Source organism: Sphingomonas sabuli, assembly GCF_014352855.1.
GTDB lineage: Bacteria > Pseudomonadota > Alphaproteobacteria > Sphingomonadales > Sphingomonadaceae > Sphingomicrobium > Sphingomicrobium sabuli.
This window is the reverse complement of record NZ_CP060697.1, coordinates 244096-259303: the sequence shown is the minus strand read 5'-3', so window position 1 is coordinate 259303 and position 15208 is coordinate 244096. Positions and strand designations below refer to the sequence as shown.

General features: G+C 66.6%; 20 protein-coding genes. 9 read left to right on the top strand and 11 right to left on the bottom strand.

Annotated features, from left to right (window positions below):
• Positions 1-2: 2 nt before the first annotated feature.
• The 4 genes from H8M03_RS01320 to H8M03_RS01305 all read left to right on the top strand — a co-directional run bounded on the left by H8M03_RS01320 (position 3) and on the right by H8M03_RS01305 (position 2299).
• Entirely contained in the window at positions 3-410 is a 408-nt protein-coding gene (locus H8M03_RS01320; RefSeq protein ID WP_187479988.1) for a PTS sugar transporter subunit IIA, read from the top strand.
• Entirely contained in the window at positions 407-685 is a 279-nt protein-coding gene (locus tag H8M03_RS01315; protein WP_187479987.1) for an HPr family phosphocarrier protein, read from the top strand. Before H8M03_RS01320 ends, H8M03_RS01315 begins: the two co-directional genes overlap by 4 nt.
• Before the next feature lie 13 nt (positions 686-698).
• A complete protein-coding gene (locus H8M03_RS01310) occupies positions 699-1508 on the top strand; it encodes a TrmH family RNA methyltransferase (protein ID WP_187479986.1) in 810 nt (269 codons plus the stop codon).
• A gap of 86 nt (positions 1509-1594) precedes the next feature.
• Positions 1595-2299: an META domain-containing protein gene (locus tag H8M03_RS01305; RefSeq protein WP_187479985.1), complete on the top strand. Its 705-nt coding sequence runs from the start codon at positions 1595-1597 to the stop codon at positions 2297-2299.
• On the opposite strand, the gene H8M03_RS01300 is transcribed toward H8M03_RS01305, so the two are convergent.
• Complete coding sequence (locus H8M03_RS01300) at positions 2300-3655, bottom strand: DNA recombination protein RmuC (protein WP_187479984.1); 1356 nt, start codon at positions 3653-3655, stop codon at positions 2300-2302. It abuts the gene before it with no gap.
• A gap of 110 nt (positions 3656-3765) precedes the next feature.
• Between H8M03_RS01300 and H8M03_RS01295 the strand changes: the two genes are divergently transcribed.
• Together H8M03_RS01295 and H8M03_RS01290 are read left to right on the top strand one after the other, a co-directional pair.
• The gene (locus H8M03_RS01295; protein ID WP_187479983.1) at positions 3766-4164 is read left to right on the top strand and encodes a four-helix bundle copper-binding protein; all 399 of its coding nucleotides are present in this window, start codon (positions 3766-3768) and stop codon (positions 4162-4164) included.
• Positions 4161-4622 carry a hypothetical protein gene (locus H8M03_RS01290; protein ID WP_187479982.1) on the top strand — a complete coding sequence of 154 codons (462 nt, stop codon included), beginning with the start codon at positions 4161-4163 and terminating at the stop codon, positions 4620-4622. The genes H8M03_RS01295 and H8M03_RS01290 overlap by 4 nt, the downstream gene beginning before the upstream one ends.
• Before the next feature lie 7 nt (positions 4623-4629).
• Here the strand turns inward: H8M03_RS01290 and def are convergent, their stop codons facing one another.
• Together def and recR are read right to left on the bottom strand one after the other, a co-directional pair.
• Positions 4630-5172 (bottom strand): peptide deformylase, encoded by a 543-nt coding sequence (gene def, locus H8M03_RS01285; RefSeq protein ID WP_187479981.1) that lies wholly within the window; start codon positions 5170-5172, stop codon positions 4630-4632.
• A 32-nt stretch (positions 5173-5204) separates the two neighbouring features.
• On the bottom strand, positions 5205-5801 hold the full coding sequence (recR, locus tag H8M03_RS01280) for a recombination mediator RecR (RefSeq protein ID WP_187479980.1): 597 nt from the start codon (positions 5799-5801) through the stop codon (positions 5205-5207).
• Between the two features lie 48 nt (positions 5802-5849).
• Between recR and fmt the strand changes: the two genes are divergently transcribed.
• Both fmt and truA read left to right on the top strand, forming a co-directional pair.
• Positions 5850-6752, top strand: coding sequence for a methionyl-tRNA formyltransferase (gene fmt, locus H8M03_RS01275; protein WP_187479979.1), 903 nt, complete (start codon positions 5850-5852; stop codon positions 6750-6752).
• A complete protein-coding gene (truA, locus tag H8M03_RS01270; protein ID WP_187479978.1) occupies positions 6749-7495 on the top strand; it encodes a tRNA pseudouridine(38-40) synthase TruA in 747 nt (248 codons plus the stop codon). Before fmt ends, truA begins: the two co-directional genes overlap by 4 nt.
• Here the strand turns inward: truA and H8M03_RS01265 are convergent.
• On the bottom strand, positions 7480-8052 hold the full coding sequence (locus tag H8M03_RS01265; protein WP_187479977.1) for a hypothetical protein: 573 nt from the start codon (positions 8050-8052) through the stop codon (positions 7480-7482). The two genes, truA and H8M03_RS01265, sit on opposite strands and share 16 nt — an antisense overlap.
• A 149-nt stretch (positions 8053-8201) precedes the next feature.
• On the opposite strand from H8M03_RS01265, the gene H8M03_RS01260 reads away from it, so the two are divergent.
• A complete protein-coding gene (locus tag H8M03_RS01260; RefSeq protein WP_187479976.1) occupies positions 8202-8825 on the top strand; it encodes a PilZ domain-containing protein in 624 nt (207 codons plus the stop codon).
• Here H8M03_RS01260 and H8M03_RS01255 read toward each other — a convergent pair.
• The 7 genes from H8M03_RS01255 to gcvT form a co-directional block, all read right to left on the bottom strand.
• Complete coding sequence (locus H8M03_RS01255; RefSeq protein ID WP_187479975.1) at positions 8822-9217, bottom strand: PilZ domain-containing protein; 396 nt, start codon at positions 9215-9217, stop codon at positions 8822-8824. The genes H8M03_RS01260 and H8M03_RS01255 overlap by 4 nt on opposite strands.
• A 51-nt stretch (positions 9218-9268) precedes the next feature.
• The gene (locus H8M03_RS01250) at positions 9269-9907 is read right to left on the bottom strand and encodes a DUF938 domain-containing protein (protein WP_187479974.1); all 639 of its coding nucleotides are present in this window, start codon (positions 9905-9907) and stop codon (positions 9269-9271) included.
• Complete coding sequence (gene gcvPB / locus H8M03_RS01245) at positions 9897-11501, bottom strand: aminomethyl-transferring glycine dehydrogenase subunit GcvPB (RefSeq protein ID WP_187479973.1); 1605 nt, start codon at positions 11499-11501, stop codon at positions 9897-9899. Before gcvPB ends, H8M03_RS01250 begins: the two co-directional genes overlap by 11 nt.
• Entirely contained in the window at positions 11498-12856 is a 1359-nt protein-coding gene (gene gcvPA, locus H8M03_RS01240) for an aminomethyl-transferring glycine dehydrogenase subunit GcvPA (RefSeq protein WP_187479972.1), read from the bottom strand. Before gcvPA ends, gcvPB begins: the two co-directional genes overlap by 4 nt.
• A complete protein-coding gene (locus H8M03_RS01235) occupies positions 12856-13539 on the bottom strand; it encodes a class I SAM-dependent methyltransferase (protein WP_246448968.1) in 684 nt (227 codons plus the stop codon). The genes gcvPA and H8M03_RS01235 overlap by 1 nt, the downstream gene beginning before the upstream one ends.
• 160 nt (positions 13540-13699) lie before the next feature.
• On the bottom strand, positions 13700-14071 hold the full coding sequence (gene gcvH, locus H8M03_RS01230; RefSeq protein WP_187479970.1) for a glycine cleavage system protein GcvH: 372 nt from the start codon (positions 14069-14071) through the stop codon (positions 13700-13702).
• A 4-nt stretch (positions 14072-14075) separates the two neighbouring features.
• Positions 14076-15197, bottom strand: a complete 1122-nt coding sequence (gene gcvT / locus H8M03_RS01225) for a glycine cleavage system aminomethyltransferase GcvT (protein WP_187479969.1) — start codon at positions 15195-15197, stop codon at positions 14076-14078.
• Positions 15198-15208 lie beyond the last annotated feature (11 nt).

Sequence of the window (15208 nt, the reverse complement as noted above, 5' to 3'; positions counted from 1 at the left end):
GAATGATCGGTTTGGTGTTGGTGACCCACGGCCGTCTGGCGGCGGAGTTCATCACGGCGTTGGAGCATGTCGTCGGGCCGCAGGAAGCGGTCGAGGCGGTGTGCATCGGTCCTGACGACGACATGGAGGGCCGGCGCAAGGACATCGCCGATGCCATCCGGCGGGTCGATCTGGGCCAGGGCGTTATCATCCTTACCGACCTTTTCGGCGGCACGCCCTCGAACCTCGCGATCAGCCTGATGAAGAGCGAGAATGTCGAGGTCATCGCCGGCGTCAACCTGCCGATGCTGATCCGGCTGGAAGGCGCGCGCAAGGCAATGGGCGTGCACGCCGCCGTCGCAGCAGCGCGCGAAGCCGGACGCAAATACATTTCCGTCGCTTCCGAAATCCTTGGGGAAGCGGCCGCTTGAGCGACGCCAGCCGAACGGTCCGCATGATCAACAAGCGCGGGCTCCACGCCCGCGCCAGCGCCCAGTTCGTCAACATGGCCAGCACCATCGACGCCGTCGTCGAGGTCGAAAAGGACGGCAATCGCGTCTGCGGCACGTCGATCATGGGCCTGATGATGCTTGGCGCGGCAATGGGCGACAGCGTTACCATCCACGTCACCGGCGCCCACGCCGATACCGCCCTCGAAAAGCTCGCCGGGCTCGTCGAATGCGGGTTCGGAGAGGAATGCGGCTGAGCCGCGCGCGCTCATGCCCCGGACGGTAACCGCCTTTTCCAACACCACCGTGAAGCGGCTGCGGTCGCTGCGCGACAAGAAATACCGCCGGAGCGAAGGGATGTTCCTGGCCGAGGGCCTGCGGATCATTGCTGAAGCGCGCGACAGCGGCGTGCTACCGGAAATCATCGCCTTTTCCGCTGACGGCGCGAAGCATCCGCTGGCCGCAGAGATCATCGCCGCGACCGAAGCGGCGGGCGGCGAAGCGATCGAGACCAGCGCCGACATCCTGTCGAAAATGAGCGGCAAGGATAACCCGCAGATGCTGCTCGGCGCCTATCGCCAGCCCGATACGGCCCTCAACCGCATCGACCGCTCGACCGCTCCGCTGTGGATCGTCGCGCAGGCGCTGCGCGATCCGGGCAATATCGGCACCACGCTGCGCACGGCGGACGCGGTCGGGGCCGGCGGCCTGATCCTGATCGACGAGTGCGCCGATCCTTTCTCGGTCGAAGCGGTGCGCGCGTCGATGGGAGCCATTTTCACAAAGCAGGTCGCGACCGCCGACTGGTTGGACTTTCTCACCTGGCTGCATTTCGAACAGTCGCAGCTGGTCGGGACCAGCCTCAAGGCCACGCACGGCTATCTCGACGCCGGCTATTACCCGCCCTGCTTCCTGCTCATCGGCAACGAACAGCAGGGCCTGCCCGCCGAGTACGAGGCGCAGTGCGACCTGCTGGTGAAGATCCCGATGGCAGGGCGCGCCGACAGCCTCAACGCAGCGGTCGCGGCGGCAGTCATGTCCTATGCCATCACGGCCAGTTGGGGCCGGGCTCGGGGCTGAGGCCGGTTCAGCATCCATTCGGCCAATGCCGGGTTATTTTGAATGCACACAGGCCCTGACACGGTCAGGGATGACGGGAGAAACCTATGATTCGCGCGCATCATCTCGCCATCGTTCCCCTCGCCCTCGGACTCGCCGGATGCCTCTCGCATCCGCTGCCTCCGCCCGCGCCCTTTCACGCTTATGGCAAAGACTCCGCCTGGGACCTGATCATCGACGACCGGAACATCACCTTCATCGCCGCCGGCCAGCAGCCGGTCGTGCAGGCGAAGCCGCCGGCGATCATCGGCATTGCCGGTGAAATCTACAAGACGCCGCGGATCAACGTGAACACCGTCCACGGGACGTGCACGGCCAGCGGACGGACCTACCGCGACAGCGTCCAGGTGACCGTCGACGGCAAGGCGTACGAAGGTTGCGGCGGCGAAGCGGGCGGTGCGGTCGCGGAGGGCGTTCCGGGCGGCGCTCTGGAGGGCCGGGCGTGGCGCGTGGTTGAGATCAACGGACGGCCGACCCCGGCGGCGGGCGATTATTCGCTCAGTTTCCGCAGCGACGGGCGGCTCGGCGCCAAGTTCGGCTGCAACAGCATCGGCGGCTCGTTCGTGCGCACCGGCGCCGTCGTGACTGCGGGCGAGATGATGGCGACGCGCATGGCCTGCGCCGATCCTGCGGGATCGTTCGAGGCCGACGGCCTGAAGGTGCTCGACCAGCCGATGACGCTAAGCTGGAACGGTTCGTCGGCCGTGCTGAGCAATGCGATCGGCCGGATCGTCCTCGCGCCGGCCAGCTAATTACTCCGCCGCGAGTTGCGGGCGGTCGTCGACTTCGTCGTCGTCGTGGACTGACAGCTTGGTCAGCGTTCGCGGGCTCGCCTCGATGACGGGCGGCTCGGCGATGTCCTTGGCGCTTCCGGCGCCAAGGTCCTCGAACCGGCGGGCCTGCGTCAGCACCTGGCTTTCAAGGCTTCCGACCATCTTGTTGTAGGCGTTGTTCATCCGCCCGAGATTGGTGCCGACCGACGCGACATGCTCCGCCATGGTAGCCAGCCGCGAATGCAATTCCTTGCCCAGTTCGGCAATCTTGCCGGCCTCTGCGGCCAGCTTTTCCTGCTTCCACACGGTGGCAACGGTACGAGCGATGGCGACGAGGTTGGTCGGGGTGGCCAGTAGCACGCGGCGTTCGAACGCCCATTCCCACAGCTGCGGATCCTGATCGAGCGCGGCGGTCAGGAAATGTTCGCCCGGAATGTACATGACCACATAATCGGCGGCGTCGCCGAATTGCGCCCAATAAGCCTTCGATCCCAATTGCTGGACATGATTGCGCATCGACGCGACGTGGGCCTGGAAACAGGCGGTACGGCGATCGTCATCGACCTCCTCGCAAGCCTCCAGGAAGGAGTTGAGCGAGCATTTCGCGTCGATCACCAGCTTGCGCTGCGACGGCAGGTTGACGACCACGTCGGGACGAAGCCGCCCATCCTCCGTCGTGACCGACACTTCCATGTTAAAATCGACGCCTTCGACCAGCCCTGCCTGGGTCAGCACGTTACGCAGCGATTGTTCGCCCCAGCGGCCGCGCGCCTTGGGCGAGGAGCGTAGCGCATTGACCAGGTTACGGGTCTCGTCGCGCACCCGGCCCTGCCCTTCGCGCACCTGCTCGACCACCGACTTCAGGCCGGCATAATGGTCGATGCGCTCCTTCTCGACCCGCTGGAGGCCTTCCTCATAGCGCTTGAGCGTGGCTTCGACCGGCTGGAGCAACTGCTTGAGCTTTGTCTCGCTCTGCTGGTCGGCTTTGGTGAAGCTCTGCCCGGCCTTTTCGAGGAAATCCTTGTGCGCCTTGTCGAGCAGCTGGTCGCCGACTTCGCGGAATTGCGCGATCAGCGAGTCTTTGGATTCGGCCAGGTCCTTCATCCGCTGGTCGAAATTGCGGGCATCGGCCTGCAGCGTCGCGAGTTCACGCGCCGCACTGTCGCAATTGGTCCGTGCCATGTTGCGTTCGGCGACCACCTCGTCGAGCTGCATGCGCAGGTTTTCCACCGTCTGCCGCGCCGCGGCGCCGTCGCGGCTGCCGATCAGCCAGCCAAGCATTGCGCCAATGGCCAGTCCGCCGATAACCAGCAGTACAACGATGCCCAGGTCCATGCGGATTCCCCAAGTGGAACAGAATGGGAACCTTAACCCCGCGCGCCTGACGGCTCAAGGGGAACCACGCCGCCGTCCACAGGTTCGTTGCCAGGAGCCAGGAGAACAGAATGTCGATCCGTAAGATGATTGCCCTTCACCCCGACGTCGAAGGTCATGTGAACCAGCCGCTGGGGGATGCGGCGCATCACCTGATGTATTGCGCGCGCATGTGCATGAGCTGCGCCGATGCCTGTTCGGCGGAGGAAATGGACCTGACGCAATGCGTCCGCAAATGCATGGATTGCGCCGACGTCTGCGAAGCCACCGGCAAGCTGGCCGTGCGCCGCTCCGGATCGAACGAGCAGGTGCTCAAGGACATGCTCGAGCTGTGCGCCCGGGTCTGTGAGGAATGCGCGGCGGAGTGCGAGAAGCACGACCACGAACATTGCAAGCTGTGCGCCCAGATATGCCGCGAATGTGCCGCCGACTGCCGCAACGCCGCGGCGAGTATCACCCCCGACCAGTGATCGTCCGCCTCGCCCTCATGCTCTGCACCGCCGTTAGCCTGGCGGCCTGCGACAACGCGTCCACGGGCGAACCCGGCGGACCGTTGCGCAGCGACACCGCCGTTGTCCCGCAAGGCGATGACGCTGCCAATGACTTGGCCGCGAACGCCGGCGGACTGCCCGAAGCTGGACCGACGCCGCGCTTTGCGGGCCTGTGGGCGGCGGACGATCGGTCCTGCCAGTCGGCGGCCTGGCGGATCTCCGACGCCATGCTGCGTGCGCCGGACGGCGCGAGTTGCAGCTTCAACCGGGTTACCGAAGTGGAGGGCGGCTACGACATCCAGGCCACGTGCACCGGCAAGGGCGAGGCGATGGCCGACACGCTGAAACTGCGCTTTGCCGAGGGCACGCAGGCGCTGATGGTGGAATCGCAAAGCCTGGCGAAGACCAGCCTGGCCTATTGCGGAAAGCCCGCCTGAGCGGAGGCTAGAGGATTGCGGCCTTGTCGCGCTCGCGGCGTGACTTGACGACCTTCTTGACCATCATGTCGCGTTTCAGCCGCGACAGATAATCGATGAACAGCACGCCGTTGAGATGGTCGATCTCGTGCTGCAGGCACACCGACATCAGTCCGTCGAACTCGCCCTCCTGGCTCTTGCCGTCGAGGTCGAGCCAACGCGCGCGGACGACGTCCGGCCGTTCGATTTCCGCATATTGGTCCGGAATCGACAGGCAGCCTTCGTTGTAGCTTTTGCGCGCGTCGGATCTGTGAAGGATTTCGGGGTTGATGAAGACGTGCGGCTTGCGCACCGGCTCGCCGCCCTCTTCTTCCGGATCCTGCAGGTCGATCACCAGCAGCTGGCGCGGCACAGCCACCTGGATCGCGGCCAGCCCGATACCCGGCGCCTCGTACATCGTATCGAACATCCGCGCGACGAAGTCCTTGAGCTCGTCGTCGATCCGTTCGACCGGTGCGGACTGGGTCCGCAGCAGCGGATCGGGGACTTCGATGATTTCAAGCAGCGACATGGGGCGCGAGCTAGGAGCGCCGGCCTGAGGCGTCAAGCAAGCGGACGCCGGGCCCGCAACGCCTGCGCCAACGTCCCTTCGTCGAGATAGTCGAGCTCGCCGCCGACCGGCAGGCCGTGAGCCAACTGCGTCAGCCGCACCGGATAGGTTTCCAGCCGCTCGGCAAGGTAATGGGCGGTGGTCTGCCCTTCCAGCGTCGCATTCATCGCCAGCACGACCTCGTCGATGCCGCCGCCCGACACGCGGGCGACCAGCTGATCGACCGTCAGGTCTTCGGGTCGCACGCCTTCGAGCGCCGACAGGCGGCCGCCAAGCACGTGATAGCGGCCCGGGAACAGTCGCGACCGGTCGAGCGCCCACAGATCGGCGACTTCCTCGACCACGCACAGCGATCGCTCGTCGCGACGCGGGTCGCGGCATATGCCGCACGGGTCGGAGGTATCGACATTGCCGCAGGTCGAGCAGGTCGACAGCGTCTCGGCGACCGTCTGCAGCGCCGACAGCAACGGCTGCAGAGCGCCCTCGCGCTTTTTCATCAGGTGCAGCACGGCGCGCCGCGCCGACCGCGGCCCAAGCCCCGGAAGCCGCGCCAGAGCGCTCGCCAATGCCTCGATTTCCTGGCTTGCCATCGATGCCGAGATAGGAATTTCCGCCTCGCCGCGCCATAGGGCGTCGCGATGCGCATCGTCTTCATGGGATCGCCGGACTTTTCGGTGCCGAGCCTCGACGCCCTGATCGGCGCCGGGCACGACATCGCCTGCGTCTACACCCAGCCGCCACGCCGTGCCGGGCGGGGCAAGGCAGAGCAACCGACGCCGGTGCACCGGCAAGCGGAGGTACTGGGGCTGGAGGTCCGCCATCCACGCACGCTGCGCGACGAGGGCGAACAGGCCCGCTTCGCCGCGCTCGATACCGATCTTGCCGTCGTGGCGGCTTACGGACTGATATTGCCCAAACCGGTGCTGGACGCGCCGCGGGGCGGCTGCATCAACGTGCATGCGTCGCTGTTGCCGCGCTGGCGCGGGGCGGCGCCGATCCATCGCGCGATCCTTGCCGGCGACGCGCTGACCGGCGTGACCATCATGCGCATGGAAGAAGGCCTCGATACCGGCCCGATGCTGCTCAAGCGCGAGACGGCGGTGGGATTCAAGACGGCGGGCGAGCTGACCGACGAGCTGGCGCGGCTTGGCGCCGAGGCGCTGGTGGCCTGGCTCGACCGGCCCGGCCCCGGCGAAGCGCAGCCGGACGATGGCGTCACTTACGCCTCCAAGATGGACAAGGCGGAGGCCCGGATCGACTGGACGCAAAACGCCGAAGGGGTCGAGCGGCAGGTGCGCGCCTTCGCGCCCGCCCCGGGGGCATGGTTCGATGTGAGCGGCGAACGGATCAAGCTGCTCGAAGCCGGCGTCGGCGCCGACGCGTCGGGTCCGCCCGGTACGGTGCTTGACGATTGCCTGTGCGTTGCCTGCGGTATGGGATATATCCGCCCGCTCAAGGTCCAGCGCGCCGGGCGCGGGCCGATGACACCGGGCGAACTGCTGCGCGGTTTCGCCATTCCCAAGGGCACCGTCCTGCCGTGACCCGATGGCGGTTGACAGTCGAGTATGACGGCGGGCCATTCATGGGCTGGCAGCGGCAGGACCATGGCCCGTCGGTGCAGCAGGCGATTGAGGACGCGTTGAGCCGGATGACCGGCGAGACCTGCGCCGTGCACGCCGCGGGACGGACCGACGCCGGGGTCCATGCGCTGGCAATGGCGGCCCATGCCGACATCGCCAAGCCGCTGACCCCGCACCGCCTGCGCGAAGGGCTCAACGCTCTCGTCCGCCCGCATCCCGTGTCGATCCTTGCCGCCGAACCGGTTGCCCACGACTGGCACGCGCGTTTTTCCTGCGTCGGGCGGCGCTATCTTTATCGTATCCTCAACCGCCGGGCACCGCCCGCGCTCGACCGCGGCCGCGTGTGGCATGTCGCCGTGCCGCTCGATGCCGACGCGATGGCTGAGGGGGCGCGGATGCTGGTCGGGCGCCACGACTTTACCACCTTCCGGTCGGTCCATTGCCAGTCAGACAGCCCGGTCAAGACGCTCGACCGGTTCGACGTGCGCCGCGCCGGCGATGAGATCCACATCGAAGCCGCGGCACGCAGCTTCCTTCACCACCAGGTGCGGTCGATGGTCGGCTGCCTGGCCCTGGTCGGGCGCGGCCAGTGGCAGCCGGACGACATGCGGCGGGCGCTGGAAGCCGTCGACCGTTCGGCGCTCGGCCTGAACGCGCCACCGGACGGGCTGTACTTCGTTGAGGCCGTCTACCCCGACGCCTGATCCTCGTCGCCGCTTTCCAGCGGCGCGGCGACCAGCAACAGCGCGCCTGAAGCGGCGAAGCTGGCGGCAAGGATCCAGGCAAAGGTCGCGACCAGCTGCGACGTCTGGCCGAAGATGCCGTAGACCAGCACCGCGATCGGCAAACCGACCAGCAGCAGCAGCGCGAGCAGGAAATCGACCGCGGCGGCAGCCCATATCCAGTTGCACAGCGGCGCCTTCGTCCCCCGCGCCGACAGGCCGAGCATGGCGCTGCGCACCACCAGCCACAGGATGACGAGGTTGAAGACGGTGAAATAATTGGTCCACGGATCGAGCGCGAGCCGGAGCCCGGCGACCAGCGCCGTGGCGCCCGCAAGCCAGGCGAACAGGTGGCGGCCGCGGCGGGCATAGACGGCGATACATTCGATCAGTCCGGCCAGGCTGAGCAATCCGCCGATCACCAGCCGGTCGGGCAGGCGCGTCGGCAGCGGCAGCAGCGCGGCGACCACGGCAAGGCCGAGGATCGCGATTGCCGATCCGCGAATGATCAAAGTCCGGGTGCGGTCAGACAGGTCCATCGCCCCGGCACAATGCGCCATCGCGGCGGCCAAATCAAAGGTCGGAGGTCGCACCGCCACGGACCTTCCTTCAACCGGATGGTAACCCATTTCTCCGGATATCTTCGGCTTCGGCCCGCTTGGCGGCCGGACACGCTGCGGGGGCGCAAGTGGAAGAATTGCCAATCGAGACGACGGTCTTTTCCATGTCGCCGGCACCGCCGGCGGACGTCAACCGCCGCGCCGACGAACGCCATCTGACCCTGTTCCGGGTCGGCGCCATCCGTTTCGATGGCCGTCGCGAGCTTTGCTTGGTCAAGAATATTTCCGCCGGCGGCGTGCTCGTCCGCGCCTATTGCACCCTACGGTCGGGCCAGCCGGTGGCGGTTGAGCTGAAGGAAGGCCAGCCGGTTTCCGGAACCGTGAGCTGGGTCAAGAACAGCGATGCCGGCATCACCTTCGATCAAAGGGTCGACGTGCTCGACCTGCTCAAGTCCAGCGGTGACGGTCCGCGCCCGCGCATGCCGCGAGTCGAGGTGCATTGCGTGGCGTTCGTCCGGGAAGGCGCGACCGTCCATCGCGCGGCGATCCACAACGTGTCGCAAGGCGGTGTGAGCGTGGAAACCGTTAATCCGCTGACCGTCGGCAGCGACGTGACCGTCACCTTGCCCGGTCTGCCGCCGCAAGGCGCGGTCGTACGCTGGCAGGACGGCGCGCGCTACGGCATCAACTTCAACGCGCTGTTGCCGCTCGCAGGACTCGTCGAGTGGCTGCATGCCCGCAACGGCGCTTAGGCCGACCGCACCGCCCATTGCTGGATCAAGGAGCGTTCGGCCGGCGTCAGCGGGCGCGACGACAACCCCGGCCGCTTGATCGGAATATCCACGCGCTGCGCCGGGCTCGGCACGTGCCGCAGCAATTCCTTGGGAAACAAGGGGAAGTCGAACTCCAGCCCCGCAAAGCCGTAATGCGACCAGGCAATCCGCCCGGGCACGCTCAATCCTTGGCGCTGGAACAAGACGCGGGTCTGGGGCTGCGGCAGCGGCTTCCCCTGGATCAGGGCACCGTCTTCGGACAGGTTGCGCAATACCACCTCCAGCTCCGCCCCGGGAATTTGGAGCGTGGCTTTCAGCATCACGTTCGACCGGTTCGACCGGCGACTGGTGGAGGCGGCCTCGTCACTCATCACTGACCGCACCTAGGCCAAGTGTGTAAAACTTCGTTTAAAATGGATTCGCTAACGGCGCTTTTCGAACAGCAGCATGCGATTGTTCGCGGGCATCTTCCGCTGGTCGAGCAACTCAAGGCCGCGCGTTGACGCAGCGGCCGCGAAATCCTCGACCCGGCGCAGGCCCCAGCGCGGATCGCGAGTCTTCAGGTCGGCATCGAAGGCAAGGTTGCTGGGCGCGGTTTCAACCCCGTCCGCGATCCACGGGCCGTACAGGATGAGCGGCCCGCCCGGCGGCAGCAGCCGCGCCGCGCCGTCGGCAAGGCCGAGCGCGGATTCCCATGGGCTGATGTGCACCATGTTGATGCTCAGCACCGCATCGGCGCGTGTCACCGGCCAATCCGGCGATGCTGCGTCAAGCGAGACCGGGGCGCGCAAATTGGGAAGGTCGGTGTCGGCCTGCCATGCGGCGATAGACGCCAAGGCGTCGGCGTTGCGGTCGCTCGGCTGCCAGTCGAGGTCCGGGAAGCGCTCGGCGAAGAAGCGGGCATGTTCGCCGGTGCCGCTGGCGATCTCTAGGATCAGTCCGCGCGCCGGGAGCCAGTCTGCCAGACCCCTGGCGATCGGCTCGCGATTGCGCAGCGCGGCCGGGGCGGACCGTTTCTGCCCGGCGCTGCCCCGTTCGTAGAAACGCTCGTCAGCCGCCACCGACGCTCGCCGCTGCGCCGTCCGCCTCGCTGCCGTCCGGAACGGGGTTGCGGTAGGTCAGTACCGGCTTGCGCGCCGCCAGCGTCTCGTCGAGCCGCCGCCGAGGCGCGTAGACGGGCGCCGCCTTGAGGCTCTGGTCGCCGGCCTTGGCCTTGCCAGCGATGGAGCGCATCGCGGCGATGAACTGGTCGAGCGCCGCCTTGGATTCGGTTTCCGTCGGCTCGATTAGCATCGCGCCGTGGACGACCAGCGGGAAATACATGGTCATCGGGTGGAAGCCCTCGTCGATCAGCGCCTTGGCGAGATCGATGGTGCTCAGGCCCCCGTCGAAGCCTTTGTCGGAAAAGATGGCTTCGTGCATGCACGGCCCGCTGTCCGCGAACGGCGCGTCGAGCACGTCGGACAGCTGGCGCAGCACGTAATTGGCGTTCAGCACTGCATCTTCGGCGACCTGGCGCAGGCCGTCGGCGCCATGGCTGAGGATATAGGATAAGGCGCGGGTGAACATGCCCATCTGGCCATGGAAGGCGGTCATCCGCCCGAACGACTTCAGGTCGCGATCGGCGGCGGTTTCTTCCTCGATCAGCTTGAAGGTGCCGTCGGCTTCCTTGGCGACGAAGGGCAAGGGCGCAAAGGGCGACAGCGCTTCGGACAGCACCACGGGCCCGGACCCAGGTCCGCCGCCGCCGTGCGGGGTGGAAAAGGTCTTGTGCAGGTTGATGTGCATCGCGTCGATGCCAAGGTCGCCGGGTCGCACCCGACCGACAATGGCGTTGAAATTGGCGCCGTCGCAATAAACGAAGCCGCCGGCCGCGTGCACCGCGCGGCTGATTTCCACCATGTCGGGTTCGAACAGGCCGCAGGTATTGGGATTGGTGATCATCACCGCGGCGACGTCGGGGCCAAGCCGCGCCTTCAACGCGTCGAGATCGACCCGGCCGGCGGCGTTGGCCGGGATATTTTCGACGCGATAGCCGGCAAAGGCGGCGGTGGCGGGATTGGTGCCGTGGGCGCTGGCCGGCACCAGCACGACTTCGCGCGCGTCGCCGCGGTCTTCCAGCGCGGCGCGGATGCACAGCAGCCCGCACAATTCGCCGTGCGCGCCGGCTTTGGGGCTCATCGCCACCGAATGCATGCCGGTCAGCTCGATCAGCCAGTGCGCCAGCGTGTCGATCACCTCGAACGCACCCTGCACCGTTTCCTGCGGCTGCAGCGGATGGACATCGGCAAAGCCGGCCATCCGGGCGACCTTCTCGTTAAGCCGCGGATTGTGCTTCATGGTGCACGAACCGAGGGGGAACAGCCCAAGGTCGATTGCATAATTCTGCCGCGACAGGCGGGTGTAATGGCGCACCGTTTCGGGCTCGCTCAGGCCCGGCAGGCCGATCGCGCTCTTGCGTTCCAGCCCGCCCAGCCGGTCACCGGAGACCTTGACCGGCTCGATATCCACGCCGGTCGCATCGCCCCGGTCGAGTTCGAAGATCAGCGGTTCTTCAAGTTGCAGCGCGCGGTTGCCGGTAACGGTCGCGGGACCGGTATCGTTGGCGACGCTGCCGGGCGTGCTGGGGCGCCAGCCTGACGGATTGACGGTCACGCGCACACCTCCTTCAGCGCCGCTTCCAGCGCGTCGATATCCTCGTCGGTCACGGTTTCGGTAACCGCCACCACCAGCCCGTTCTGAAGCCCCGCCTCGTCCGGATAGAGCCGCCCAAGCGACACGCCGCCGAGCACGCCCTTGTCGACCATCGCGTGCACCGCCGGCCGCGCTTCGACCGGGAGCTTCAGGGTGAATTCGTTGAAGAAGCCGTCGTTGACCAGCTCGACCCCTGGGATCGCGGCCAGCCGGTCCGCCGTCTCACACGCGCGCGCGTGATTCAGGGACGCCAGCTGACGCAGCCCCTTTTCACCCAGCAACGTCATGTGCGCGGTAAAGGCCAGCGCGCACAGCACGGAGCTGGTGCAGATGTTGCTGGTCGCTTTCTCGCGCCGGATATGTTGCTCGCGAGTCGACAGGGTCAGCACGAAGCCGCGCTTTCCTTCCGCGTCGACCGTTTCGCCGGCAAGGCGGCCGGGCATCTGGCGGACGAACTTTTCGTTGCAGGCGAACAGGCCGACATAGGGTCCGCCGAACTGCAACCCGACGCCGATCGACTGGCCTTCGCCGACGACGATGTCCGCGCCCATTTCGCCCGGGGCCTTGATCAGCCCCAGCGCGACCGGCTCCGTGATGACCGCGATCAGCAACGCGCCCTTCGAATGCGCGGCATCGGCGATCGGCTTGAGGTCGGTGATCCGGCCGAGAATGTCGGGATATTGGACGACGACGGCGCTGGTCTGGTCGTCGATCGCCGCGATCAGCGCCTCCGCATCGGTGTCCGCGGAAAGGGTCGGGGCCGAGGTTTCCAACTCGTCGCCGGTAAACTTCGCCATCGTCGTGCAGACGCTGACATAATGGGGGTGGACGCCCGACGACAGGATCGCGCGCTTACGCCGCGTAACGCGCGCGGCCATCAGGATCGCTTCCCAGCAGGCGGTCGACCCGTCGTACATCGACGCATTGGCAATATCGCAGCCGGTCAGGCGCGCGACCTGCGTCTGGAATTCGAACATGACCTGCAGCGTGCCCTGCGCGATTTCCGGCTGGTAGGGCGTGTAGCTGGTCAGGAATTCGCCGCGCTGGATGATATGGTCGACGCTGGCCGGGACGTGGTGGCGATAGGCGCCGCAACCGAGAAAGAATGGCCCGTGTCCCGCGGCGACGTTCTTCATCGCCATCGCGCCAAGCTGACGTTCGACCGACAATTCGGTGGCATGATCGGGCAATCCCTCGACCGTCCCGGCGAGCCGGGCGGCCTCCGGCACGTCGACGAACAAATCGTCGATCGACCCGGCGCCGATCGTGTCGAGCATCTGGCTTCGGTCGCTGTCGGATAGCGGCAGGTAACGCATCAGGCGGGCTTTCTCATGATGAAACGGAGGCGGACGTAATCCGCGATGTTCGAGCCGAAACGGCCGGCGACGGCGTCGCCGATCTCGCCGCGTTCGCCCTCCGGTACGCCGGCCGCATCGAGCCAGCCTTTGCGGAAGGTAGTGACCCAGGCGGTAATGCCATCGTCGATTTCGGTCGGGCGGGCGATCAGGCGCGCGTCGATCCGGTCGAAACCGGCACCTTCGTAAATGTCGGCAAAATCGTCCGGGGTGGGATACCAGTTGGTCGCTTCCGCCGGCGGTGCGTACCCGCGAATGACCAGTTCCTCGTCCAGCGCCTCGCGCAGGCTGGCAAGATTGCCCTCCCCGCCCATTTCGCCGGCAAAGCGCCCGCCAAGGCGCAGCGCGGCGAAAATTGCCCGTGCGACTTGCGCTTTCTTCGGCATCCAGTGCAGCGCGGCGTTGGAAAAGGCCGCGTCGAATTGCCGGTCGAACGTCATGTCGGCGGCGTCGGTCAGCTCGACGAAGATCCCCTTTTCGCGCGCTGCCTCGGCAAGCTCCGGACTATTGTCGACGCCGACCACTTCCGCGCCGCGGTCGACGATCAGGGTCGACAGGCTGCCGTCGCCGCAGCCGACATCGAGGATTCTCTCGCCGTCCTTGGGATCGAGCAGGTCGAGCGCGGCCGCTCCCAAAGCAGGCACGAAGCCGCCGACCCGGGCGTAGTCAGCCGCTACCCAACGGCTGGTCGAGTGAGGGGTTGTGCTCACCAAACCCCACGCGGGTTGCGGTCAAGCGAAGTTGGGACGCGCGAGCGCCCGCACCCCTCGCCATCGCCCAGGACGAATGAGGAAGGAGTGTCGATCAAAGCGTCTTCACGAAATCGTCGTAGGCGGACTTGTCCATCAGGCCGTCGAGTTCCGACGTGTCGGAAAGCTTGAGCTTGAAGAACCAGCCTTCGCCCTCGGGATCGCTGTTGACCAGCGAGCTGTCGTCGACGACCGCCTGATTGCCTTCGACCACTTCGCCGGACACCGGGGAATAGACGTCGGACGCGGCCTTGACCGATTCGACCACCGCGGCCTCCTCGCCCTTCTTGAGCTGCTTGCCGGCCTCGGGCACTTCAGTGAAGACGATGTCGCCCAGCGCTTCCTGCGCATGGTCGGTGATGCCGACTGTCGCGGTATCACCGTCGACGGCGATCCACTCGTGCTCCTTGGTGAAATAGGTCGTCATCCTGTCAGGCTCCCTTGCGGTGATATCGGTGGGGGACGAACGGCATCGTCGTGACCGTGCCGTTGAACAGCTTGCCGCGCTGCTCCAGCTTCAAAGTCGTGCCGGGCTCGGCCAGCGCGGTGGCGACATAGCCCATGGCGATGGGCCGCTGCAGCGAGGGCGAGAAGCCTCCGCTGGTGATGCGGCCGATTTCATTGCCTTCGTCGTCAAGCACTAGGGCGCCTTCGCGCACCGGCTGGCGACCTTCGACGTCGAAACCGACTCGCTTTTGCGGGGCGCCATGCTCCAGCTCGGCAAGGATCCGCTCATAGCCGGCAAAGCCGCCGTCGGCGCGGCGGCGCTTGTTGATGGCGAACTTCAGGTCGGCCATCACCGGCGTCGTCGCAAGGTCGATGTCGTGGCCGTACAGCGGCAGGCCCGCTTCCAGCCGCAGCGAATCTCGGGCGCCAAGGCCGACCGGCCGGGCCCGCTCGTCGGCCAGGATCGCGTCGGCCAGTGCCTCGACAACATTCGCCGGGACCGAAATCTCGAAGCCGTCCTCGCCGGTATAGCCGGACCGGCTGATCCACAGCGGCGTCTCGTTCCAGCGGAACGGTCCGCCCTGCATGAAGCCGAGCTCCGCAACACCGGGCACGATCGCGTCCAGCACGTCGACCGCCTTGGGGCCCTGCAGGGCCAGCAGCGCCTGTTCGCGCATCAGGTCGACCACGGTGTCTTCGGGCAGGCGGCGCTGCATGTCCGCGATATCGCCATGCTTGGTCGCACCGTTGACGACGACATAGAAATCGTCGCCGCGGCGCGTGGCCATCAGGTCGTCGACGATCCCGCCGTCATCGGCCAGCAACAGCGAATATTTGGGCTTCATGTCCTTGGCCGCCTGGAAGTCGCCGGGCATGACCGTCTCCAACGCGTCGGCGACGTTAGGCCCGCCGACCAGCAGCTGGCCCATGTGGCTGACATCGAACAGGCCCGCATTTTCGCGGGTCCACAGATGCTCGGCCATGATCCCTTCGTACTGGATCGGCATGTGGTAGCCGGCGAACTCGACCATCCGGCCGCCCTGGCGGCGGTGCCAGGCGTCGAGCGGCAGGGCCTGCGGCTGGTCGATGGAATCGTCTTGGCTCATGCTTCGCCTCC